We start from the raw sequence: 22841 nt of genomic DNA on the forward strand, positions 1-22841 counted from the left end.
ATCCTGGGCACGGTGCCGGCGGGGCGCCGGCGATGAAAAAGAGTGCCAATATTTTACCAGAGCAGCAAGATGCTTCCCCCGGCGCCGCATGGCGGTGTTGGAAGATGCGCCGGAGGAACTATTTGTTGTGTTATTGCTGAAACCGATTGGCTACTCAACAGTGCGCTTCTGGAAAAACTTGGCGAGTTGCGTTAAATTGAACACAGAGAGAAAACCACAAAACACAACGGGGCACACCGTGAAACTCACAAATTTCCTGAAGCGCCTCATCTACGGCGACAACGCCACCGATGGTAGCGCTGCAAACATGCGCAACATTATCGTGTGGGCGTTCATCGCCCTCGTCGCATTGTTCCTGACCAATGGTGAACCAGTCAGTTTCTTCGACAAGCCGATTCCCTTGCCAGCCGAGCTGGGTTTGGGACAGTAGCGAGCTGGCCTTTCGTAGGGTGGGCGGGTTTCCCGCCCGCGCGTTCAACCGGCTTACGATCAGCCGCGCTGTCTGTTTCCACGTGATTTGAACGCGTGGGCGGCGCAGCCGGCCACGCTACAAAATCAGGGGTTCGCCTTGGCCGCCTCGGCGTTCTTCCGAATCGTCTCCAAGGTCGCATTCGGCGTAATCAGGTTGCCGTCGTAGCGCAGTTCGATCACGGACGGCAGCTTGCGCTCGTTCGCATGCGCCAGCGCGCGCTGCAGGGCGGGCGCGAATTCCTCGGTCTTCTCGACCACCTCGCCGTGGCCGCCATAGGCGCGCGCCAGCGCCGCAAAATCCGGGTTGTGCAAGCTGGTGCCCGACACGCGGCCCGGGTAGTCGCGTTCCTGGTGCATGCGGATGGTGCCGAACATATTGTTATTAAATACCAGCAGCACGACGCCCGCCCCGTACTGCACCGCCGTCGCCAGTTCCTGCCCCGTCATCATGAATTCGCCATCGCCGGCAAAGGTCACGACGGTGCGCTGCGGATCGATGATCTTGGCCGCCACGCCGGCCGGCACCGCATAGCCCATGGCGCCGTTGGTCGGCGCCAGCTGGGTGCGCTTGCCCCCGTAGCGGTAGAAGCGGTGCGCCCAGGTCGCGTAATTGCCGGCGCCGTTGGTGATGATGGTGTCGCGCGGCGCCTGCTTCATCAGCTCCTGCACCACCTGCCACAGGTCGAGCGGGGCGCCGCCTTCGCGGAAGATCGGCGGCTGCGCCTGCCAGGCCGCCAGCTCGGCCTTGGCCTCTGCCACGGTATCAGCCCAGGCCGAGGAATCGACCGGTTCCATCGCGGCAAGCATGGCGCACGCCTGCGGCGCGCCGCTGGCGATCATCAGGTCGGCCTGGTAGACGCTGCCCAGTTCGTCCGGGTCGGCATGGATGTGGACCAGCTTCTGGCGCGGCACGGGCGAGGACAGCAGCGAGTAGCCGCTGGTCGTCATCTCGCCCAGGCGCGGGCCGATGGCGATCACCAGGTCGGCCTCCTTCACGCGCGCCGCCAGCTTCGGGTTGATGCCGATGCCGACGTCGCCCACGTAGTTCGGGTGGTCGTTGTCGAGCAGGTCCTGGAAGCGGAAGGTGCAGCCCACCGGCAGGCGGTTGGCTTCGGCGAAGCGCGCCAGGTCGGCGCAGGCCTGATCGGACCAGGAACCGCCGCCCAGCAGCACGATCGGGCGCTTTGCTTCCGCCAGCATCGCACGCAGGCTTGCGATTTGTTGCGCCGACGGGGCGGCCTGCACCGGCTGGTAAGGGCGCGCGTCGGGTACTGCCGCCTTGGTGACCAGCATGTCTTCCGGCAGGGCCAGCACCACCGGGCCGGGACGGCCGCTGGTGGCGACCTGAAAGGCGCGCGCGAGGTATTCGGGGATGCGGTCGGCGCGGTCGATCTGGGTGACCCATTTCGCCATCTGGCCGAACATGCGGCGGTAGTCGATTTCCTGGAAGGCTTCGCGGTCGATGAAGTCGCTGCCGACCTGGCCGATGAACAGGATCATCGGGGTCGAATCCTGGTAGGCGGTGTGCACGCCGATCGAGGCATTGGTGGCGCCCGGGCCGCGGGTGACGAAGCAGATGCCCGGCTTGCCGGTCATCTTGCCATAGGCCTCCGCCATGAACGCCGCGCCGCCTTCCTGCCGGTTGATCACGAAGCGGATATCCGAATCGTGCAGCGCATCGAGCACGTCGAGGTAGCTTTCGCCGGGCACGCCGAAGGCGGTGTCCACGCCGTGGGTATGCAGTGCATCGACCAGGATCTGGCCGCCGGTGCGGGAAGGGTGCGTCATGGTGTCGGTCATCCTTGCAGGTTGTTATCCAGGCATTCTATGTGGATGAGGTGGGGAAGGATTTTGAAATGGCGACACGAAATTTCAGAAAACGTGGGCAGGTTGCGCGCGCCCAATCGGTTACAATGCCCCCGTGAAGCAGGCCAGGCAGCCGCTGGCCGTCACTTTCGGGTGATGGCGGGAGGAAGGTCCGGACTCCATAGAGCAGGGTGACGGTTAACGGCCGTCCGCTGAAAGCCGCAAGGTATAAGGCGAGGAATAGGGCCACAGAGACGAGCGTATTAAGTTACGGTGAAACGCGGTAACCTCCACTCGGAGCAATTCCAAATAGGCACGCGTTGATGTTGCTCGCGGAGCGTGCGGGTAGGAAGCTTGAGCGCTGGAGTAATCCAGCGCCTAGAGGAATGGTTGTCATAGGGGCGTCCCGCAAGGGAAACCACTACACAGAATCCGGCCTATCGGCCTGCTTTACACACGAATTCAGGGTCGTCCACGGCCCGCCCTCGCGAGTCGACGATGCAGAAATACATCCTTGCCCTCGACCAGGGCACCACCAGTTCGCGCGCCATCGTGTTCGACCGCGCCGGCCAGCCGGTCGCCAGCAGCCAGCACGAATATCCCCAGCACTTCCCCCGGCCCGGCTGGGTCGAGCACGACGCCCTCGACATCTGGCACAGCCAGCTCGCCTGCGCGCGCGAAGCCTTGCGCCAGGCCGGCATCGACGGCCGCCAGCTGGCCGCCATCGGCATCGCCAACCAGCGCGAGACCACGGTGTTGTGGGACCGCGCCACAGGCGAGCCGGTCGCGCGCGCCATCGTCTGGCAAGACCGCCGCACCGCCGCCATGTGCGACCGCCTGCGCGAAGAGGGCAGGGCGCTGGAGATCCAGCAGCGCACCGGCCTCGAAGTCGACGCCTACTTCTCCGCCACCAAGCTGCAATGGCTGCTCGAGGAGGTGCCGGGCGCACGAAGCCGCGCCGAACGCGGCGAGCTGGCCTTCGGCACGGTCGACAGCTGGCTGGTGTTCCGCCTGTGCGGCCGTCACGTCACCGACACCAGCAACGCCGCGCGCACGATGCTCTTCAATATCCATAGCCTGCGCTGGGACGAGGAGCTGCTGGCCCTGTTCGACATCCCGCCCGCAGTGCTGCCGGAAGTCGTCGCCAGTTCCGAGGTCGTGAGCCTGGCGGCCGAGGAATGGTTTGGCGCGGCGGTGCCGATTGCCGGCATCGCCGGCGACCAGCAGGCCGCCACCTTCGGCCAGGCCTGCCACCGCAAGGGGCTGGTCAAGAACACCTATGGCACCGGCTGCTTCATGCTGATGCATGCCGGCGCCACGCCGCCGGTGTCGCATAACCGCCTGCTGTCCACCGTCGGCTGGACCATCGAGGGCAAGACCGATTATCTATTGGAAGGCAGCGTCTTCATGGGCGGCGCCACCGTGCAGTGGCTGCGCGACGGCCTCGGCATCATCAAGCAGTCCATGGATGTCGAAGCGCTGGCCCTGAGCGTGCCAAATAGCGGCGGCGTGATGCTGGTGCCGGCCTTTACCGGCCTTGGGGCGCCGCACTGGGACCAGTACGCGCGCGGCGCCATCGTCGGCATGACGCGCGGGACCACCGGCGCCCACATCGCCCGCGCCGCGGTCGAGGCGATCGCCTACCAGAGCGCCGAACTGCTCGCCGCGATGCAGAAGGACGCCGCCTGCGCCGTCACGGAGATGCGCGCCGACGGCGGCGCCGCCCGCAACGACCTGCTCATGCAGTTCCAGGCCGACCTGCTCGGCATCCCGGTGCTGCGCCCGCGCGTTACCGAGACCACGGCGCTCGGCGCGGCCTATCTGGCCGGGCTGGCGGTCGGCTACTGGGAAGGCGTGGACGACATCGCGCGCCAGTGGCAGGTCGAGCGCCGCTTCGAGCCGGCGATGGCGCCGGGACGCCGCGCCGAACTGATGGCGCGCTGGGGCAGGGCGGTGGCGCATGCGAAGGGCTGGGAGCGAGACTAAGCGCCGCGTCCCGCGCGTCAGAATCCGATCCGTCCCTTGCCCGGCGTCGGCTTGAGGCGGATATCCTCCACCCGCACATGTTCGCGCCCGGCCGCCACCGCGTGGCCCAGGCTGTCGAGCAGGGTCTTGCGCAGGTCGCGCGGCGACACGCCGGCCAGGCAGTCGAGCACCACATCCCCCAGGCGCGGGTCGAAGGCCGCCAGGTTCAGTTCGTCGAGCAGGCCGGCATACATGCGCTGCGCGATCCCGGCCGCCTGCGCCGGGGTCGGCGTCGGCACTTCGTACACCGCCATGCGGTTGAGCAGCGGGTGGGGAATGCCCGCGACCGAGTTGGCGGTCAGGACCCAGAAGATCTGCGAGGCGTCGATCTCGACGTCGATGAATTCGTCGCGGAAGCTGCTGGCCGTTTCCGGCTCCAGTAATTGGTAAAGGGCGGCCAGCGGGTCGGACTGCGAGGAGCCGCTCGCCTTTTCCACCTCGTCCAGCACGATCACCGGATTGGCGTACTGCCCGCGCACCAGGCGCTCGGCCACCTTGCCGCACTTGGCGCCGCGCCAGCTGGCCGAACTGCCGGTGATGACGAAGCCGGCCGACAGCGCATTCATGCTGATCAGTTCGCATTCGGTCTGCATCACCCGGGCCAGGCGCCGGGCGAAGTGGGTCTTGCCCACGCCGGGGCCGCCCAGCAGCAGGATCGGCATGACATTGAAGCCGCGGTTGCCGGCATGCGCCAATCCCAGGTAGCGGGCGAGATCGTCCAGGACTTCGTCGAAGTTGGGGCATTCCTCGAATAGCGGGTCGAGGGCGTCGAGCGATGAGGGTTTGGTGACGAAGCGCTCGGCCCCGGTCTCCAGCATGCGTTCGTAGAACGCCTCGAGTTCCGGCGAGCGGCCGCGGCTGCGGTCGAGCGCCTCCTGGACGTCGGTCAGGTCGTAGACCGGGCGGGTACGGGCAAGTGTGATGCTCACGGTTCCTCCTGGCTGGATGGGTCTTCGCTTGGCTCCGATCCTACCGCTTCCAGTCGAGCGCCGCCAATGCATGGCCTTGCAATTCCGCAAGGAAACTTTAGTTTCCAAGGTGAAATGCAGCGTTTTGGTGTGAGCTTGATCAAACAGAAAGATTGTCTTTACAAGTGAGGTCCAACCTTCATTCTGTTTCCTAAGTGACTGATTTAGGAGACATTTTAGCTTGACGTTCGCTCAATACCTGCCGCTAAGTCCTTGGTTTCATTAGAAAAATTAGGTTTTGCCAAGCGTGAATTCGCTTGACCACCAACATTGATTCCAATAAAGTGGGAAACAGTGTGAAAAAGTGTCGAATTGTGGGAGGTTTTCGTAACCCCAAGCGGCCAAAAAATTCTAAATTGCTAATTCTCCAAGCTAGGTAAAGCAGTGTTCCAGGGCGCGTCAGCGATCAATCTCGATGCAAAAGGCAGGATGTCGATTCCGGCAAAGCATCGTGACGCCCTCACGGTCCAGTGCGAGGGCCGGATGACGCTGACCAAGCATCCGCACGGCTGCCTGCTGTTCTTCCCGCGTCCGGTGTGGGAACAGCATCGCGAGCAGATCGCCGCCTGGCCGATGTCGGCCCGGGCGTGGCAGCGTATTTTCCTTGGTAACGCCTGCGATGTCGAGTTGGACAGCGCCGGCCGGGTGCTGATTTCGCCCGAGCTGCGCGCCGCCGTGGGACTGGAGAAGGAAGTCATGATGTTGGGCATGGGCACCCACTTCGAGATCTGGGATGCCGCCAAGCTTGCCGAAAGCGAAGCCGAGGCCGTGGCCGGCGGCATGCCCGATGTCCTTTCCAATTTCTCCTTCTGAGGCGCCGATGACGGAAACAATGACGGTGCCTGGATCGATGGATTACCAGCATCGCACGGTGCTGCTGGATGAAGCAGTCGACGCGCTCGACCTGACCGGCGAGCGCAGCAACGGTACTTATATAGATGGCACCTTCGGCCGCGGTGGCCATAGCCGTTTGATCCTGTCGCGACTGGGCCCGCACGGCCGCCTGGTCGCCTTCGACAAGGATCCGCAGGCGATCGCGACCGCGGAAGGCATCGATGATCCCCGCTTCACGATCGTGCACGACAGTTTTGCCACGATGATCGACGCGCTTGCCGCGCGCGGCATCGGCCAGGTGGACGGCATCTTGCTGGACCTTGGTATTTCGTCGCCCCAGGTGGACGACGCCACTCGCGGATTCAGTTTCCGCCAGGATGGTCCACTCGACATGCGCATGGACACCACGCGCGGGATGTCGGCGGCCGAATGGCTGGCCATCGCGACGGAACAACAATTGGAAAAGGTTATTCGGGATTATGGAGAAGAACGGTTTGCTTTCCAGATTGCAAAGGCGATTGTTGCTCGCCGCGCAGTCCAGCCAATTTCGACCACACGAGAGCTTGCCGCAATCGTGGCAAACGCGGTCAAGACTCGCGAAAAGGGCAAAGATCCGGCAACCCGGACCTTTCAGGCTGTCCGGATTTTCATCAATAAAGAGCTTGAAGACCTTGAAGCAGGTCTGAGTGCCGCCTATGCGGTGCTGGCGCCGGGGGCGCGCATGTCCGTGATCAGCTTCCACTCGCTGGAAGACCGCATGGTCAAGCAGTTCCTCGCCTCCAAGGCGAAAGTCGAGCAGCCGGACCGCCGCTTGCCGATCCGTGCCGTCGACCTGCCGCAGCCCTTGATGAAACTGATCACCAAGACCAAGCCCTCGAGCCGCGAGGTCGAGGGCAACCCGCGCGCCCGCTCGGCGGTGCTGCGTGTGGCCGAGCGCCTCGGGGGCGGCCTATGAGCGTCAAGCTGAACATCGTGCTCACGGCGGCCGTGGTCGCCTGCGCGCTGTCGGTGGTGAATGCGCGCTACCAGTCGCGCCACCTCTTGATCGAACTCGAACGCCTGAACCAGCACGCACGCCAGCTCGAGATCGATTGGGCCCAGCTCCAGCTCGACCAGTCGACACTCGGCAAGAACGAGCGCATCGAGCAGATCGCACGCACCAGCCTCAACATGTCCCCGCTGAGCCCGGCCCGTACCCAATACCTGACGGAAGACGCCAAATGAGCCGAGCCGAACGTCGCGGTACGGCGCGGGTGGCCGCTTCCAAGGGCGTGGCATTCTCCAAGAGCCCGGTCCTGGCCGTGAACGTGCCGAGCTGGCGCTCGCGGCTGGTGCTGTTCGTGCTGTTCGCGGCCTTCGCCGCGCTGGCCGTGCGGGCGCTCTGGCTGCAGGGCGTGTCCACCCAGTTCCTGCAAAAGCAGGGCAAGAGCCGCTACGAGCGCCTGGTCGAACTGCCGGCCGCGCGCGGCAAGATCATGGACCGCAACGGCCAGGTGCTGGCCTCGTCGCTGCCGGTGAAGGCGGTCGCCGCCTTCACGAAGGAAGTGCTGAAGGAACCCGCCGACAAGCTGGCCGAGCTGGCCCGCCTGCTCGAGATGCCCGAAGCCGAGATGCGCGCCAAGCTCGATCCGAAGCGCAGCTATGTCTACCTCAAGCGCCAGGTCGAGATGGACACGGTCGAGAAAATCGAAAAGCTCAAGATCGACGGCATCGACACCCGCAAGGAATACAAGCGCTACTACCCGCAGGGCGAAGTGATGACCCACATGGTCGGCTTCACCAACGTCGAAGACCGCGGCCAGGAAGGCATGGAGCTGTTCCACCAGAAGGACCTGATGGGGGTGCCGGGCAGCCGCCGCGTCATCCGCGACCGCCTCGGCCACATCGCCGAAGACCTCGGCATGTTCCGCGAGCCGCACCATGGCAAGGACCTGACCCTGTCGGTCGACAGCAAGCTGCAGTACATCGCCTTCACCAGCGTGAAGAACGCGGTCGAGAAGTTCAACGCCCAGGCCGGCGGCGCCGTGGTGCTGGACGTGCACACCGGCGAAGTGCTGGCCATGGCCAACTACCCGACCTACAACCCGAACGACCGCACCAGGCTGACCGGCGCGCAGCTGCGCAACCGCGTCATCACCGACACCTTCGAGCCCGGCTCGACGCTCAAGCCGGTCACCGTGGCGCTCGGCCTGGAGAAGAAGAGAATCACGCCCGACACCGTGTTCGACACCTCGGGCGGGCGCATCGTCGTGGGCGGCCGCCCGATCCGCGACATGCACCCCAAGGACGCCCTGACGGTCAGCGGCATCATCCAGAAATCGTCGAACGTCGGCACCGTCAAGATCGCCCAGATGCTCGAGCCGAAGGACATGTGGGAGCTGTACACCAAGCTCGGTTACGGCCAGGCGCCGCGCTTCGGCTTCCCGGGCGCCGTCGCCGGCCGCGTGCGTCCATGGAAATCCTGGAAGCCGATCGAGTACGCCAACATGTCCTTCGGCCACGGCCTGTCGGTCTCGCTGCTGCAGCTGGCGCGCTCCTACATGGTATTTGCGCGCGACGGCGACATCATTCCGCTGTCCTTCCTGAAGGTCACCGAAGAGCCGATCGGCCAGCAGGTGATCTCGCCGAAGAGCGCCGCCCAGGTGCGCACGATGCTCGAATCCGTCGTGGAGCCGGGCGGCACCGCAACAAAAGCCCGGGTGGCCGGCTACCGCGTGGGCGGCAAGACCGGCACCGCCGAGAAGATCGTCAACGGCCGCTACTCGAAGACCGACAACATCGGCTACTTCGTCGGCATCGCGCCGATGTCCCGGCCGCGTTTCGTCATCGCGGTCATGATCGACAACCCGCGCGGCGCCCTCAGGACAGGCGGCAGCGTCGCCGCGCCGACCGCCGCCGACCTGGCCTCGAACGCCTTGCGGGCCGCGAACGTACCGCCCGACTCATCGATCACCGACATCATCAGTCCGGACGAGCCGGTAGAGGAGAGCTTGTGATGGCGATGAGCCTCGATAACATCTGCGATTGGATCCGTGCCGCCGCACCAGGCGGCCGACTCGTTTCCGACTCCCGCCGCGTGGCGCAGGGCGACGTGTTCTTCGCCTATCCGGGCGAAGCATCGGACGGGCGCAGCTACATCGCCGCGGCGGTTTCCGCCGGAGCGGCTGCGATCGTCTACGAAGCAAACGGCTTCGAATGGGACGCGTCGCACGACGTCCCGCACCTGGCTGTCACGGACCTGAAAAAGAACGCCGGCCCGATCGCCCATGGCGTGTTGCAGCACCCGGATGCCGGCATGTTCACCGTCGGCGTTACCGGCACCAATGGCAAGACCTCGTGCGCCGTGTGGCTGGGTCAGGCGCTCGCGCGCCTCGGCGAGACCGCCGCCGTGATCGGCACCCTGGGTGTCGGCATCGTCAAAGGCAAAGGCGAGCCGCAGTTTGATGTCACCGGCTACACCACCCCGGACGCCGTGCTGCTGGCCCAGACGCTGGCCGACCTGCGCGCCAGGGAGGCCGGCGCGCTGGCCATCGAAGTCTCGTCGATCGGCCTGGTGCAGGACCGCGCCGCCGGCATGCACTTCGACGTCGCCATCTTCACCAACCTGACCCGCGACCACCTCGACTTCCACGGCACGATGGAAGACTACGAAGCGGCCAAGCTGCGGCTGTTCGAGTGGGAAGGCCTGAAGCACGCCGTCGTCAACCTCGACGACCCGGCCGGCCTGCGCCTGGTGGCGTACCTGCGCAAGCATGTCGCGCAACTGGCGGTCACCGGCTACACACTCAAGAGCGAAGCGCAGCAGCAGGCCATCGACGGCGTCGGCATCCTGCGCGCCTCGCAGATGCGCAGCCGCCCCGCGGGCACAGAATTCACGGTCGACACCCCGGCCGGTACGGCCAGCGTGAAGACCCGGCTGGTCGGTCACTTCAACGTCAGCAACGCGCTGGCGGTGCTGGGCGCGCTGCTGGCCAGGGGCGTGCCGCTGAAAAACGCCGTGGACGCCATCGAAGCGCTGGTGCCGGCCCCGGGCCGCATGCAGCAGATCGGCGGCCAGGATGCGCCAATGGTCGTGATCGACTACGCGCACACCCCGGACGCGCTGGAAAAGACCCTGCACGCGCTGCGCCAGGTGGCCGAGGAACGCGGCGGCCAGCTGTGGTGCGTGTTCGGCTGCGGCGGCGACCGCGACCCGGGCAAGCGCCCGCAGATGGGCGCCGTTGCCCAGGCGGCCGACTACATCCTGGTCACCAGCGACAACCCGCGCAGCGAAGAGCCGTCGGCCATCATCGCGCAGGTCGTGGCGGGCATCCACAAGGAGTACCAAGCGGTGGAAGACCGTGCGACCGCGATCCTGCTGGCCGTCAAGAACGCCGGCAAGCAGGACGTGATCCTGCTGGCAGGGAAGGGCCATGAACCCTATCAGGAAATCAAGGGCAAGAAGATGCCGTTCTCCGATGCCGACCATGCTTCGCTGGCGTTGACCGCGCGGCTCACCATGATGAGGACGCACTGATGCGCGCTACGCTTGCACAACTGGTCGCCGCGATCCCGGGCGCACGCCTGGTGGGTAGCGACCTTGCCTTCGAAGGCGTGTCGACCGACAGCCGCAGCGCCGCCGCCGGCGCGCTGTTCGTCGCACTCAAGGGCGAGACCTTCGACGCCCACGACTTCCTCGAGCAGGTTGCCGGACGCGGCGTGGCCGCCGTGGTCGTCCACCAGCTGCATGTCCTGCCGCCAGGCTGGACCCTGCCCGCCATCGTGGTGCCGGATACCCTGGTGGCGCTGGGCCGCATCGCCAACTTCTGGCGCACGCAGTTCGCGATCCCCGTGATCGGCGTGACCGGGTCGAACGGCAAGACCACGGTCAAGGAGATGATCTCCTCGATCCTGGCCGCGGCCTTCGGCGAGGACGGCCGCCTGGCGACCCGGGGCAACCTGAACAACGAGATCGGCGTGCCGCTCACCCTGTTCCGCCTGGGCGCCGGCCATCGCGCGGCCGTGATCGAGATGGGCATGAACCATCCGGGCGAGATCGGCCGCCTGGCGGCGATCGCCGCGCCGACCGTCGCCATGGTGAACAACGCCCAGCGCGAGCACCAGGAATTCATGCACACCGTGGAAGCGGTGGCGCGCGAGAACGGCTCGGTGCTGGCGGCGCTGCCGGCGAACGGCGTGGCCGTGTTCCCGGGTGACGACGAATACACGGAGCTGTGGCGCGGACTGGCCAAGTGCGATGTGCTGACCTTTGGCCTGACCGATGCCTGCGACGTGCGCGCCAGCTTTACGTCCACCGGCTTCGGCAACGAACTGGCCGTCACGGCATGCGGCGCCGAATATACGCTCAAGCTGGCGGCCGCAGGCGACCACAACGTGCGCAATGCGCTGGCGGCGATCGCCAGTACCCTGGCGGCGGGCATCCCGCAAGAGGCCATCGTGCGCGGCCTGGAGTCCTTCGCTCCGGTCGGCGGCCGCCTGCAGCGCAAGCAGGCCGTGAACGGCGCGACCGTCATCGACGACACCTACAACGCCAATCCCGACTCGATGCGCGCCGCGATCGACGTGCTGGCTGCCTACCCGGCCCCGCGCATCCTGGTGGTGGGCGACATGGGTGAAGTCGGCACGCAGGGAAAAGAGTTTCACGAAGAAGTCGGTGCCTACGCGCAGCAGCGTGGCATCGAACACGTGCTCGCCACTGGCGAACTCGCGCGCAACATGGTTACCCCCGGCGCGTCGGGAGCACGGCATTACGAGCAGTTCGACGCATTATTGGCAGCACTGGATTCAACACTGGGCGGCAATAGCAAAGCGACTGTGCTGGTGAAGGGCTCGCGTTTCATGAAGATGGAACGCGTGGTCCAGCACCTGACCGGACAAACCACCATCAAGGACGCCCACTGACATGCTTCTCTGGCTAGCCCAATATTTCCAGGACTACCTTGGTCCGCTGCGCGTGTTCAACTACATCACGTTCCGCGCGGTCTTCGCGACCATCACCGCCATCGCCATCGGCCTGGTGTGCGGCCCGGCCGTGATCCGCAAGCTGACCGCGCTGAAGGTCGGCCAGGCCGTGCGCACCTACGGTCCGCAGACCCACCTGGCCAAGCACGGCACCCCGACCATGGGCGGCGTGCTGGTGCTGATCTCGATCGGCATCTCGACCCTGCTGTGGTGCGACCTGTCGAACCGCCTGATCTGGCCGGTGCTGGTCGTGACCATGGGCTTCGGCGCGGTCGGCTGGGTCGACGACTACCGCAAGGTGGTCTACAAGGACCCGGAAGGCATGCGCTCGCGCGAGAAGTATTTCTGGATGTCGCTGGTCGGCATCGCCTCGGCGCTCTACCTGGCGTTCTCGGTCTCGGCCGCGAATCCGTGGGAAGTGCTGCAGCTGTTCTACGCCTGGGTGCAGTCGGGCTTCTCGATGACCCTGCCGCCCAAGGCCGACCTGATCGTCCCGTTCTTCAAGTCGATCAGCTACCCGCTGGGCGTATGGGGCTTCATCGCGCTGACCTACTGCGTGATCGTCGGCTCATCCAATGCGGTCAACTTCACCGACGGCCTGGACGGCCTGGCGATCATGCCGACCGTGATGGTCGGCGGCGCGCTCGGCCTGTTCGCCTACCTGACCGGCAGCGCGACCTTTTCGAAATACCTCCTCATCCCCTACATCCCGGGTGCCGGCGAACTCCTGATCTTTTGCGGCGCGATGGCGGGCGCGGGCCTGGCCTTCCTCTGGTACAACGCGCACCCGGCCCAGATGTTCATGGGCGACGTCGGCGCCCTGGCGCTGGGCGGCGCGCTCGGCACCATCGCCGTCATCGTGCGCCAGGAAATCGTCCTGTTCATCATGGGCGGCGTGTTCGTGGCCGAGACCCTGTCGGTGATCATCCAGGTGACCTGGTTCAAGTACACCAAGAAGCGCTACGGCGCCGGGCGTCGCGTGTTCCTGATGGCGCCGCTGCACCACCATTTCGAACAAAAAGGCTGGAAGGAGACCAAGGTCGTGGTCCGCTTCTGGATCGTGACGATGATGCTGGTCCTCGTCGGCTTGTCTACCTTGAAACTGCGCTGAAGAATGACCTACGAAGGCAAATCCGCACTGGTGCTGGGCCTGGGTGAATCCGGGCTGGCGATGGCGCAATGGCTGGCGCGTTGCGGCGCCCGCGTGCGCGTCGCCGACACGCGTACCGAGCCGCAGCGCCTGTTTGCGCTGCGCCAGGCAGTGCCGAACGCGGAATTCGTGGGCGGAGAATTTGGCGAAAGCCTGCTCGACGGCGTCGACTTCGTCGCCGTCAGCCCGGGCCTGGCGCCGAACCGCGAGCTGGCGCAGATTGCACCGGCCGCGCGCGCCCGCAACATCCCGGTATGGGGCGAGATCGAACTGTTCGCGCAGGCGCTCGCGCACCTGCGCAAGGAAACCGGCTACGCGCCGAAAGTCATCGCCATCACCGGCACCAACGGCAAGACCACCGTCACGAGCCTAACCGGCCTGCTGTGCCGCCGCGCCGGCCTGTCGACCCGGGTGGCCGGCAACATCAGCCCGGCCGCGCTCGACGTGCTGCGCGAATGCCTGGACGGACAAGATCTGCCGCAGGCCTGGGTGCTCGAACTGTCGAGCTTCCAGCTGCACACCACCTTCAGCCTGCAGGCCGACGCCGCCACCGTGCTGAACCTGACACAGGACCACCTCGACTGGCACGGCAGCATGGATGCCTACGCCGCCGACAAAGCCCGTATCTTCGGCAGCGACACCGTGCGCGTGCTGAACCGCGACGATGCCATCGTCATGCGCATGACGGCCGTGGACGCACCTGGCTTCACCTTCGGCACCGGCGAACCGTCGGCGCCGGACAGCTTCGGCCTGGTCAACGAGCGCGGCGTGCTGTGGCTCGCCAACGCGGTGGCGCTGGATGACGAGCCGCCCAGGAAACTCAAGAAGGGCGAGATCGCGCCGCCGGTGGAAACCGGCGTGCACCGCCTGATGCCGGCCGACGCGCTGAAGATCCGCGGCCTGCACAACGCCTCGAACGCGCTGGCCGCGCTGGCCCTGTGCCGCGCCTGCGGCCTGCCGCTGGCACCGCTGCTGCACGGCCTGCGTGAATACGCGGGCGAGCCGCACCGCGTCGAGCTGGTGGCGAACATCGACGGCGTCGACTACTACGACGACAGCAAGGGCACCAATGTGGGCGCCACGGTCGCCGCGCTGGAAGGCCTTGGCAAGGCATTCGCGGGCGAAGACCAGCAGATACTCCTGATCGCCGGCGGCGACGGCAAGGGCCAGGATTTCGGCCCGCTCGCCGCACCGGCTTCACGTTACGTGCGCGCGGTACTGCTGATCGGCCGCGACGCGCCCGCGATCAGGGCCGCTATCGATCCGACCGGCGTGCCGCTGTTCGACCTCCCGGGCCTGCCCGAAGCGGTGCGCAGGGCCAGCGGCCTGGCGCGTCCGGGCGACGCGGTGCTGCTGTCGCCGGCCTGCGCCAGCCTCGACATGTTCACCAACTACGCGCACCGCGCGCAGGTGTTCGTCGATGCCGTGCGCGACATCGCACTCGAGCGGGGGCAGGAAATCTGATGGCTTTCCAGCTTCCCTTCAAGTTTTCGGGCTCGAGCAGCGACGCGACCATCGCGGCGCGCAGCCGTCCGTCGAAAATGATGGACTACGACCAGCCGCTGGTCTGGGTCACCGTGCTCTTGATGATGTTCGGCCTGGTGATGGTGTATTCGGCCTCGATCGCGCTGCCGGACTCGCCCAAGTTCGCCTACCTGAACGACAAGAACGAATACTTCCTGTACCGCCAGATGATGTACATCATCGTCTCGATGACGGCCGCCGCCGTCGTGTTCCAGATTCCGGTGGCCATGTGGCAGAAATGGGCGCCGATGATGTTCATCGGGACCCTGGTGCTGCTGGTGATCGTGCTGATCCCCGGCATCGGCCATTCCGTCAACGGCGCACGCCGCTGGATCCCGCTGAAGATCATGCTGCTGCAGCCGTCCGAGATCATGAAGATCGCGGTGGTGCTGTATGCGGCCGACTTCACGGTGCGCAAGCAGGAATACATGCACAAGCTCACCAAGGGCTTCCTGCCGATGATGGTCGCGATCGGCCTGGTCGGCGGCCTGCTGCTGATGGAGCCGGACCTGGGCGCCTTCGGCGTCATCGTCTGCATCGCCATGGGCATCCTGTTCCTGGGCGGGATCAACATCGTCTGGTTCGGCGGCATCGGCGCGCTGCTGGTGCTGATCTTCAGCGCGATCATCGCGCTGTCGCCGTTCCGCCGCGCCCGCATGTTCGCCTATCTCGACCCGTGGGCCGACGGCCATGCGCTGGACAAGGCCTACCAGTTGACCCATTCATTGATCGCTTTCGGACGCGGCGAGTTCTTCGGCGTGGGCCTGGGCGGCAGCGTGGAAAAGCTGTTCTACCTGCCGGAAGCGCACACCGACTTCATCATGGCCGTGATCGGCGAAGAGCTCGGCCTGGCCGGCGTGCTGGTGGTGATCGCGATGTTCTACTGGCTGGTGAAGCGCGCTTTCGACATCGGCCGCCAGGCGATCGCCCTCGACCAGATCTTCGCGGGACTGACAGCCAAGGGGATCGGCATCTGGATCGGCGCGCAGACCTTCATCAACATGGGCGTGAACCTCGGCCTGCTGCCGACCAAGGGCCTGACCCTTCCCTTGATGAGTTTCGGCGGCTCGGGCGTGCTGTTCAACTGCGTCGGCCTGGCGATCCTGTTGCGGATCGATTACGAGAACCGTGTGCGCATGCGGGGAGGCCGCACATGAAGAAGCTGATGATCATGGCGGCCGGCACCGGCGGCCACATCTTCCCCGGCATCGCGATCGCGCAGACCATGCGTGCGCGCGGCTGGGACGTGTCCTGGCTGGGCACCGCCCACGGCATGGAAACCGAGCTGGTGCCGAAAGCCGGCATCCCGATGGACAGCATCGACTTCGCCGGCCTGCGCGGCAAGGGTTTGATGCACACCGTCAGCGGCGTCTTCAAGATGGCGGCGAGCTTCCTGGCCTGCCGCCGCATCCTCGGCCGGCGCAAGCCCGACGTGGTACTGGGCATGGGCGGCTACGTGACCGTGCCGGGCGGGATGATGGCGCGCACGCGCGGCATTCCCCTGGCCCTGGTCAATGCCGACGCCGCACTGCTGTTGTCGAACAAGACCCTGGCCCCGATCGCCGGCCGCGTGCTGTTCGGCTTCCCGGCCGATTTCGGCAAGGCGGCCGGCAAGGCGGTCGTTACCGGCAACCCGGTGCGCCAGCAGATCCTCGACCTGGCTGTGCCGGCCGCACGCTTCGAAGGCCGCAGCGGCCCGCTGCGCGTGCTGGTGGTCGGCGGCAGCCTGGGCGCCAAGGTGCTGAACGACAGCGTGCCCGCCGCGCTCGCGATGCTCGAGCCGGCCTTGCGTCCGGTCGTCACCCACCAGTCCGGCAAGAAGAACATCGATGCGTTGCGCGCCGCATATGCCGCGGCCGGCGTCGAAGCCAACGTGGTCGACTTCATCGACGACATGGCGGCAAGCTACGCGAATGCCGACCTGGTGATCTGCCGCGCCGGCGCCATCACCGTGTCCGAACTGACCGCGGCCGGCGTGGCCAGCGTGCTGGTGCCTTTTGTGGCCAGCACCACCAGCCACCAGCGCGACAACGCGGTCTGGATGGCGGGCCAGAAGGCGGCCGTGCACCTGCCGCAGGGCGAACTGAATCCGCAGCGGCTGGCAAGCCTGCTGCAAACGACGACGCGTGCGGACTGCCTGGCGATGGCGCAGGCGGCGCACAAGGTGGGCAAGCGCGACGCGAACGAAGCAATTGCAAATGAACTCGAAAGACTGGCGGCCGCATGAAGCATAAGATCAAGAACATCCATTTCGTCGGTATCGGCGGCAGCGGCATGAGCGGCATCGCCGAAGTGCTGCTCAACCTCGGCTACAACGTGTCCGGTTCGGACCTGTCGAGCAATGCCGCCAGCCAGCGCCTGACGGACCTGGGCGCGCGCGTCTACACCGGCCACTCGGCCGAACACGTGATCGGCGCCAACGTGGTCGTGACCTCGACCGCCGTCAACGAAGCCAACCCGGAAGTGGTGGCGGCCCGCGCCGCCAAGGTGCCGGTGGTGCCGCGCGCGATCATGCTCGGTGAACTGATGCGCCTGAAGCGCGGTATCGCGATTGCCGGCACCCACGGCAAGACCACCACTACCAGCCTGGTGGCCTCGGTGCTGGCCCAGGGCGGCCTGGACCCGACCTTCGTCATCGGCGGGAAGCTCACCGCCGCCGGCGCCAATGCCAAGCTGGGCTCGGGCGACTATATCGTGGCCGAGGCCGACGAGTCGGACGCATCCTTCCTGAACCTGTCGCCGATGATCGAGGTGATCACCAATATCGACGCCGACCACATGGAGACCTACGAGCACGACTTCGAAAAGCTGAAGGCGGCGTTCGTGAACTTCACCCACCGCCTGCCGTTCTACGGCCGCGCGATGCTGTGCGTCGACGATCCTCACGTAGCAGCCATCCTGCCGCAGGTGACCAAGCCGGTGACGACCTACGGCTTCTCGCCGGACGCCGAAGTGCGAGCCTTCGATGCCCATGCCGAGGGCGTGCACATGCACTTCAGCGTGCGCCAGCAAGGCTACCCGGACACGAAGTTCGTGCTGAACCAGCCGGGCATGCACAACGTGCTCAATGCCTGCTCGGCGATCGCGATCGCGCGCGAGATCGGCCTGCCCGACGAGGCCACGGCGCAGGGCCTGCTCGAATTCCGCGGCGTCGGCCGCCGCTTCACCCGCTACGGTGAAGTGGCGATCCCCGCGGGCGGCAGCTTCACCCTGGTGGACGATTTCGGCCACCACCCGGTCGAGACCGAGGTGACCCTGGCCGCGGCGCGCGCCGCCTACCCGGGCCGCCGCCTGGTGCTGGCCTTCCAGCCGCACCGCTTCAGCCGCACGCGCGACCTGTTCGAGGACTTCGTCAAAGTACTGGCGACCCCGGACGTGCTGCTGCTGGCCGACGTGTATGCCGCCGGCGAAGCGCCGATCGTGGCCGCCGACGGCCGCGCCCTGGCGCGTGCGCTGCGCACCGGCGGCAAGCTGGAACCGATTTTCGTGGAGGCGATTGCCGACATGCCCGCCGCCATCATGAATGTGGCGCGCGACGGCGACGTCGTCCTTACCATGGGCGCCGGCTCGATCAGCGGCGTCCCGCACCAACTGACCAATGCAAAGGCTTGAATCATCGTGACCCAGAACGTTCCCACCTCTACCTTCGACCCGGCATCCTTCGGCAAGGTCGGCGTGCTGTTCGGCGGCCGTTCCGCCGAGCGTGACGTCTCGATCATGTCCGGCACCGGTGTCCTCAACGCCCTGAAATCGCGCGGCGTCGACGCCCATCCCTTCGACCCGGGCACCCAGAGCCTGGCCGAGCTGGCCGAGCAGAAATTCGACCGCGTGTTCATCGCGCTGCACGGCCGCTACGGCGAAGACGGCAGCCTGCAGGGCGCGCTCGAGCAGCTCGGCATTCCCTACACGGGCAGCGGCGTGATGGCATCCGCCGTCGGCATGGACAAGATCACCACCAAGAAGATCTGGAAGATGGACGAGATCCCGACGCCCGACTACATGGCGATCGATGCGTCCACCGACCTCGACGAAGTGCTGGTCGCACTCGGCCTGCCGCTGATCGTCAAGCCGCCGCTCGAAGGCTCGACCATCGGCATCACCAGGGTGAACAAGGCCGATGAACTCAAGGCCGCGGTCGACCTGGCCATCGGCTTCGACCCCGTGGTGCTGGCCGAGGAATTCGTCACCGGCCGCGAGTTCACCGTCGCCGTGCTGGGCACCGGCAAGACCGCGCGCGCCCTGCCGATCGTCGAGATCGTCGCCCCGGAAGGCAACTACGACTACCAGAACAAGTACTTCACCGACGACACCAAATACCACTGCCCGGCGCAACTGGACCCGGCACTGACCGAAGAGATCCAGCGCCACGCCGTGCACGCCTACCGCGCGCTCGGCTGCGAAGGCTGGGGCCGGATCGACGTGCTGGTGCGCAAGGAAGACATGCGTCCATTCCTGCTGGAAGTGAATACCTCGCCGGGCATGACCTCGCACTCGCTAGTGCCGATGGCCGCGCGCGCGGTGGGCATCGGCTACGAAGACCTGTGCCTGGAAATCCTGGCATCGGCCCGCCTGAAAATGGCAAAAGCAAAGGAATAAGCACAGATGTGGCATGACGTCCGCGCCCTCAACGCAAGCGCCAGCAGCCTGGTGGCGCTGACCGTGCTCGCCGTCCTGGCGTCCGGCGTGTGGTGGCTGTCGCAGCGTCCGATGTTCTCGCTGCGCGCGGTGACGGTGGAAAGCATGTACCAGCTGCCGCTGCGCCATGTGAACGAGCTCACGGTGCGCAACGGCGTGATCGGCAAGATCCGCGGCAACTTCTTCACCACGGACCTGGAGGGCGTGCGCGCCACCTTCGAGACGGTACCTTGGGTTCGGCGCGCCACGGTGCGCCGCGAATGGCCGGACCAGCTGATCGTCGAGGTCGAAGAGCACGAGGCGCTCGGCACGTGGGGCGAGGATGGCCGCCTGCTGTCGGTCAAGGGCGATGTATTTACCGCCAACCTGGCCGAGGCGGACGACGACCACGCGTTGCCGGCCTTCGAGGGCCCGAAGGGCAGCGAGAAGGAAGTGCTGGCGCGCTTCACCGAGCTGCGTTCGCTGTTTGCGAAAGTGGAGCTGGCGCCGCAGGCGCTGTCGCTGTCCGACCGGTATGCCTGGACCGTGAAGCTGGACAACGGCATGAGCGTGGCTTTGGGGCGCGAGCAGGACAGGGATACGCTGAAAAAACGCGTACAGCGGCTGGTGGGCGTCTACCCGCAGCTGGTCGCGCGGCTGCAGGAGGGGCGCATCGACACCATCGACATGCGTTATCCGAATGGCCTGGCGCTGTCCTCGGCGGCGCTGGCGGTGCCTGAAGACGCCACCAAGCCGGTGAAGCCGGCAAAGAAAAAACCGAATCAACCCAACAAAACAACCAAGCAAACATAAGCAGGCAACAGCAATGACTAAAGACGCGAAGAACCTGATCGTCGGCCTCGACATCGGCACCTCGAAGGTGGTGGCGGTCGTGGCCGAAGTGATGTCCGACGGACGCCACGAGGTGATCGGCCTCGGTCAGCACGAGTCGAAAGGATTGAAGAAGGGCGTGGTCGTGAACATCGAGGCCACCGTCGAGTCGATCCAGCGCGCGCTCGAAGAAGCGGAGCTGATGGCCGACTGCAAGATCCGCAATGTCTATGCTGGCATCGCCGGCAGCCATATCCGTTCGTTCAATTCGAGCGGCATGGTTGCGATCAAGGACAAGGAAGTCACCGCCACCGACGTGGCGCGCGTGATCGAGACCGCCAAGGCGGTGAACATCCCGACCGACCAGCAATTGCTGCACACCGTGCCGCAGGAATTCATCGTCGACAACCAGGAAGACGTGCGCGAGCCGATCGGCATGAGCGGCATCCGCCTGGAAGTGCGCGTCCACATCGTCACCGGTGCGGTGTCTGCGGTCCAGAATATTGTAAAGTGCGTGCGCCGTTGCGGGCTCGAGGTGTCCGACCTGATCCTGCAGCCGATGGCATCGGCCGACTCCGTGCTGACCGCCGACGAAAAGGAACTCGGCGTGGTCCTGATCGACATCGGCGGCGGCACCACCGACATCGCCGTGTTCTCCGACGGCGCGATCCGCCACACCGCCGTGCTGCCGATCGCGGGCGACCAGATCACCAGCGACATTGCGATGGCCCTGCGCACGCCGACCGGCGAAGCGGAGGACATCAAGATCCGCTACGGCGTGGCCAAGCAGGTGCTGGCCGATCCGGGCGAGACGCTGGAAGTGCCGGGGCTGGGCGACCGCGGCCCGCGCGCGCTGTCGCGCCAGGCCCTGGCGGCCGTGATCGAGCCGCGCGTCGAGGAACTGTTCGCGATGGTGCACACGGTGGTGCGCGAATCGGGCTACGAGGGCGTGCTCTCGTCGGGCATCGTGCTCACCGGCGGCAGCTCGATCATGCCGGGCATGATCGAAATGGCCGAAGACATTTTCCTCAAACCGGCGCGCCTCGGCACGCCGGAGTACCGCGGCCAGCTGGCCGACGTCGTGCGCAGCCCACGCTACGCCACGGTGCTCGGCCTGCTGCTGGAAGCAAAGAAGCAGTACCTGCGCGGGCACATCGTCACGCGTCAGGATGGTTCGGTGAAGGCAGTCTGGCAACGCATGAAGGAATGGATAGCGGGGAACTTCTAAGCAGGGCAGCAGGCAAGGGCATTTAGTACAAAATTTTTAAGCACGGCAGCAACAAATCGTCCACGGGTAAAGCTTTTTTAAATACAATCGCTACTTCCGGTTTTCAGGGCCCTGCCAGGGGCCTGGCACCAGCCTTGAAACGGAAGCGGCATCTTGAAAATTGGGAGTTCATATGGAGTTCGATATGGTCGATAACGCAGCACTGGGGACCGTGATCAAAGTTGTCGGCGTCGGCGGCGCAGGCGGCAACGCGGTTCAGCACATGATCAACAAGGGTGTGTCCGGTGTCGAGTTCATCGCCGCAAACACGGATGCACAGGCGCTGGCGGTTTCGGGCGCCAACAACATCATCCAGATCGGCGAGTCCGGCCTGGGTGCGGGCATGCGTCCGGAAGTGGGCCGCCAGCTCGCCGAGCAGTCGCGCTCGCGCATCGAAGACGCGCTGCGCGGTGCGCACATGGTCTTCATCGCGGCCGGCATGGGCGGCGGCACCGGTACCGGCGCCGCACCGATCGTGGCCGAAGTGGCCAAGACCATGGGCGCGCTGACCGTGGCCGTGGTCTCCAAGCCGTTCTCCTACGAAGGCGACAAGTGCATGCAGGTTGCCGAAGCGGGCCTGGAAGAGCTGAGCAAGCACGTCGACTCGCTGATCGTCATCCTGAATGAAAAGCTGGAAGACATCTACGAAGACGAATCGATGCTGGAGTGGATGAAGCACGCTGACGACGTCCTGAACAACGCCGTCGCCGGTATCGCCGAGATCATCAACGTCCCGGGCCACATCAACGTCGACTTCAACGACGTCAAGACCATCATGAGCGAGCAGGGCAAGGCCATGATGGGCACCGCGACCGCCGCGGGTGTGGACCGTGCGCGCATCGCCGCCGAGCAGGCCGTGGCTTCGCCGCTGCTGGACGGCATCGACCTGTCGGGCGCCAAGGGCGTGCTGGTCAACGTGACCGCCAGCCGCGGCCTCAAAGGCAAGGAGATCAAGGAAGTCATGGCCGCCGTGCGCGCCTTCGCCGCACCGGACGCGTCGATCGCACAGGGCATCGCCTACGACGACGCGATGGGCGACGAGATCCGCGTGACCGTGGTCGCGACCGGCCTGGGCAAGAACAAGAAGATGCAGCTGGTGCAGCCGCAGCAGATGCTCAAGACCGGCACCTACAACGCCCCGGTGATGCAGGGTGCGCAGGCCATGACCGGCAACGTGACCATGGGCCAGGCAGGCGGCGACGCCATGGGCGGCATGAAGCAGCCGGCCGTGTGGCGCCGCGAGCAGGCATCGGAGCAGGTGCAGGCGATGCAGCGCAATGGTGTCGAGACCTATGACATTCCGGCCTTCCTGCGCAAGCAGGCTGACTAAGCCGGTTTGAAGTGAACTCCCAAGGGCCAGCGCAAGCTGGCCTTTTTCTTTTCGTAGGGT

At 65.8% G+C, this 22841-nt stretch carries 19 protein-coding genes and 1 other RNA gene; 18 read left to right on the plus strand and 2 right to left on the minus strand.

The features are described from left to right. Positions 1-88: 88 nt before the first annotated feature. Positions 89-430, plus strand: coding sequence for a hypothetical protein (locus AC56LU_RS12105; RefSeq protein WP_497175852.1), 342 nt, complete (start codon positions 89-91; stop codon positions 428-430). A gap of 125 nt (positions 431-555) precedes the next feature. On the opposite strand, the gene AC56LU_RS12110 is transcribed toward AC56LU_RS12105, so the two are convergent. Further along, complete coding sequence (locus AC56LU_RS12110; protein WP_497175853.1) at positions 556-2259, minus strand: thiamine pyrophosphate-binding protein; 1704 nt, start codon at positions 2257-2259, stop codon at positions 556-558. A 135-nt stretch (positions 2260-2394) separates the two neighbouring features. On the opposite strand from AC56LU_RS12110, the gene rnpB reads away from it, so the two are divergent. Both rnpB and glpK read left to right on the plus strand, forming a co-directional pair. Beyond that, positions 2395-2733, plus strand: an RNA gene (gene rnpB / locus AC56LU_RS12115) — RNase P RNA component class A. Positions 2734-2775: 42 nt separating this feature from the next. After that, positions 2776-4263, plus strand: a complete 1488-nt coding sequence (gene glpK / locus AC56LU_RS12120; protein WP_497175854.1) for a glycerol kinase GlpK — start codon at positions 2776-2778, stop codon at positions 4261-4263. Between the two features lie 17 nt (positions 4264-4280). Here glpK and AC56LU_RS12125 read toward each other — a convergent pair whose 3' ends face one another. Then, positions 4281-5231 carry an AAA family ATPase gene (locus AC56LU_RS12125; RefSeq protein WP_497175855.1) on the minus strand — a complete coding sequence of 317 codons (951 nt, stop codon included), beginning with the start codon at positions 5229-5231 and terminating at the stop codon, positions 4281-4283. Between the two features lie 423 nt (positions 5232-5654). Between AC56LU_RS12125 and mraZ the strand changes: the two genes are divergently transcribed. The 15 genes from mraZ (at position 5655) to ftsZ (ending at position 22781) form a co-directional block, all read left to right on the plus strand. Continuing rightward, positions 5655-6083 (plus strand): division/cell wall cluster transcriptional repressor MraZ, encoded by a 429-nt coding sequence (gene mraZ, locus AC56LU_RS12130; protein WP_497175856.1) that lies wholly within the window; start codon positions 5655-5657, stop codon positions 6081-6083. Continuing rightward, positions 6070-7059: a 16S rRNA (cytosine(1402)-N(4))-methyltransferase RsmH gene (gene rsmH, locus AC56LU_RS12135; RefSeq protein ID WP_497176013.1), complete on the plus strand. Its 990-nt coding sequence runs from the start codon at positions 6070-6072 to the stop codon at positions 7057-7059. Before mraZ ends, rsmH begins: the two co-directional genes overlap by 14 nt. Continuing rightward, positions 7056-7328 (plus strand): cell division protein FtsL, encoded by a 273-nt coding sequence (gene ftsL, locus AC56LU_RS12140; RefSeq protein ID WP_497175857.1) that lies wholly within the window; start codon positions 7056-7058, stop codon positions 7326-7328. Before rsmH ends, ftsL begins: the two co-directional genes overlap by 4 nt. After that, positions 7325-9100 carry a peptidoglycan D,D-transpeptidase FtsI family protein gene (locus AC56LU_RS12145; protein ID WP_497175858.1) on the plus strand — a complete coding sequence of 592 codons (1776 nt, stop codon included), beginning with the start codon at positions 7325-7327 and terminating at the stop codon, positions 9098-9100. The genes ftsL and AC56LU_RS12145 overlap by 4 nt, the downstream gene beginning before the upstream one ends. Continuing rightward, positions 9100-10620: a UDP-N-acetylmuramoyl-L-alanyl-D-glutamate--2,6-diaminopimelate ligase gene (locus AC56LU_RS12150; protein ID WP_497175859.1), complete on the plus strand. Its 1521-nt coding sequence runs from the start codon at positions 9100-9102 to the stop codon at positions 10618-10620. Before AC56LU_RS12145 ends, AC56LU_RS12150 begins: the two co-directional genes overlap by 1 nt. Continuing rightward, the gene (locus AC56LU_RS12155; protein ID WP_497175860.1) at positions 10620-12005 is read left to right on the plus strand and encodes a UDP-N-acetylmuramoyl-tripeptide--D-alanyl-D-alanine ligase; all 1386 of its coding nucleotides are present in this window, start codon (positions 10620-10622) and stop codon (positions 12003-12005) included. The genes AC56LU_RS12150 and AC56LU_RS12155 overlap by 1 nt, the downstream gene beginning before the upstream one ends. Position 12006: 1 nt before the next feature. Further along, positions 12007-13176: a phospho-N-acetylmuramoyl-pentapeptide-transferase gene (mraY, locus tag AC56LU_RS12160; RefSeq protein ID WP_497175861.1), complete on the plus strand. Its 1170-nt coding sequence runs from the start codon at positions 12007-12009 to the stop codon at positions 13174-13176. A 3-nt stretch (positions 13177-13179) separates the two neighbouring features. Continuing rightward, the gene (gene murD, locus AC56LU_RS12165; protein WP_497175862.1) at positions 13180-14679 is read left to right on the plus strand and encodes a UDP-N-acetylmuramoyl-L-alanine--D-glutamate ligase; all 1500 of its coding nucleotides are present in this window, start codon (positions 13180-13182) and stop codon (positions 14677-14679) included. Further along, on the plus strand, positions 14679-15896 hold the full coding sequence (ftsW, locus tag AC56LU_RS12170) for a putative lipid II flippase FtsW (protein ID WP_497175863.1): 1218 nt from the start codon (positions 14679-14681) through the stop codon (positions 15894-15896). The genes murD and ftsW overlap by 1 nt, the downstream gene beginning before the upstream one ends. Continuing rightward, a complete protein-coding gene (gene murG, locus AC56LU_RS12175; RefSeq protein ID WP_497175864.1) occupies positions 15893-16966 on the plus strand; it encodes an undecaprenyldiphospho-muramoylpentapeptide beta-N-acetylglucosaminyltransferase in 1074 nt (357 codons plus the stop codon). The genes ftsW and murG overlap by 4 nt, the downstream gene beginning before the upstream one ends. Then, positions 16963-18351: a UDP-N-acetylmuramate--L-alanine ligase gene (gene murC / locus AC56LU_RS12180; RefSeq protein ID WP_497175865.1), complete on the plus strand. Its 1389-nt coding sequence runs from the start codon at positions 16963-16965 to the stop codon at positions 18349-18351. Before murG ends, murC begins: the two co-directional genes overlap by 4 nt. Positions 18352-18357: 6 nt before the next feature. After that, positions 18358-19335 (plus strand): D-alanine--D-alanine ligase, encoded by a 978-nt coding sequence (locus AC56LU_RS12185; RefSeq protein ID WP_497175866.1) that lies wholly within the window; start codon positions 18358-18360, stop codon positions 19333-19335. A 6-nt stretch (positions 19336-19341) separates the two neighbouring features. Next, on the plus strand, positions 19342-20166 hold the full coding sequence (locus AC56LU_RS12190) for a cell division protein FtsQ/DivIB (protein ID WP_497175867.1): 825 nt from the start codon (positions 19342-19344) through the stop codon (positions 20164-20166). 13 nt (positions 20167-20179) lie between these two features. Continuing rightward, positions 20180-21412 carry a cell division protein FtsA gene (gene ftsA, locus AC56LU_RS12195; protein WP_497175868.1) on the plus strand — a complete coding sequence of 411 codons (1233 nt, stop codon included), beginning with the start codon at positions 20180-20182 and terminating at the stop codon, positions 21410-21412. Between the two features lie 172 nt (positions 21413-21584). Continuing rightward, the gene (ftsZ, locus tag AC56LU_RS12200; RefSeq protein WP_497175869.1) at positions 21585-22781 is read left to right on the plus strand and encodes a cell division protein FtsZ; all 1197 of its coding nucleotides are present in this window, start codon (positions 21585-21587) and stop codon (positions 22779-22781) included. Positions 22782-22841 lie beyond the last annotated feature (60 nt).

The sequence above is a fragment of the Telluria sp. PB2R4 genome (genome assembly GCF_059685695.1).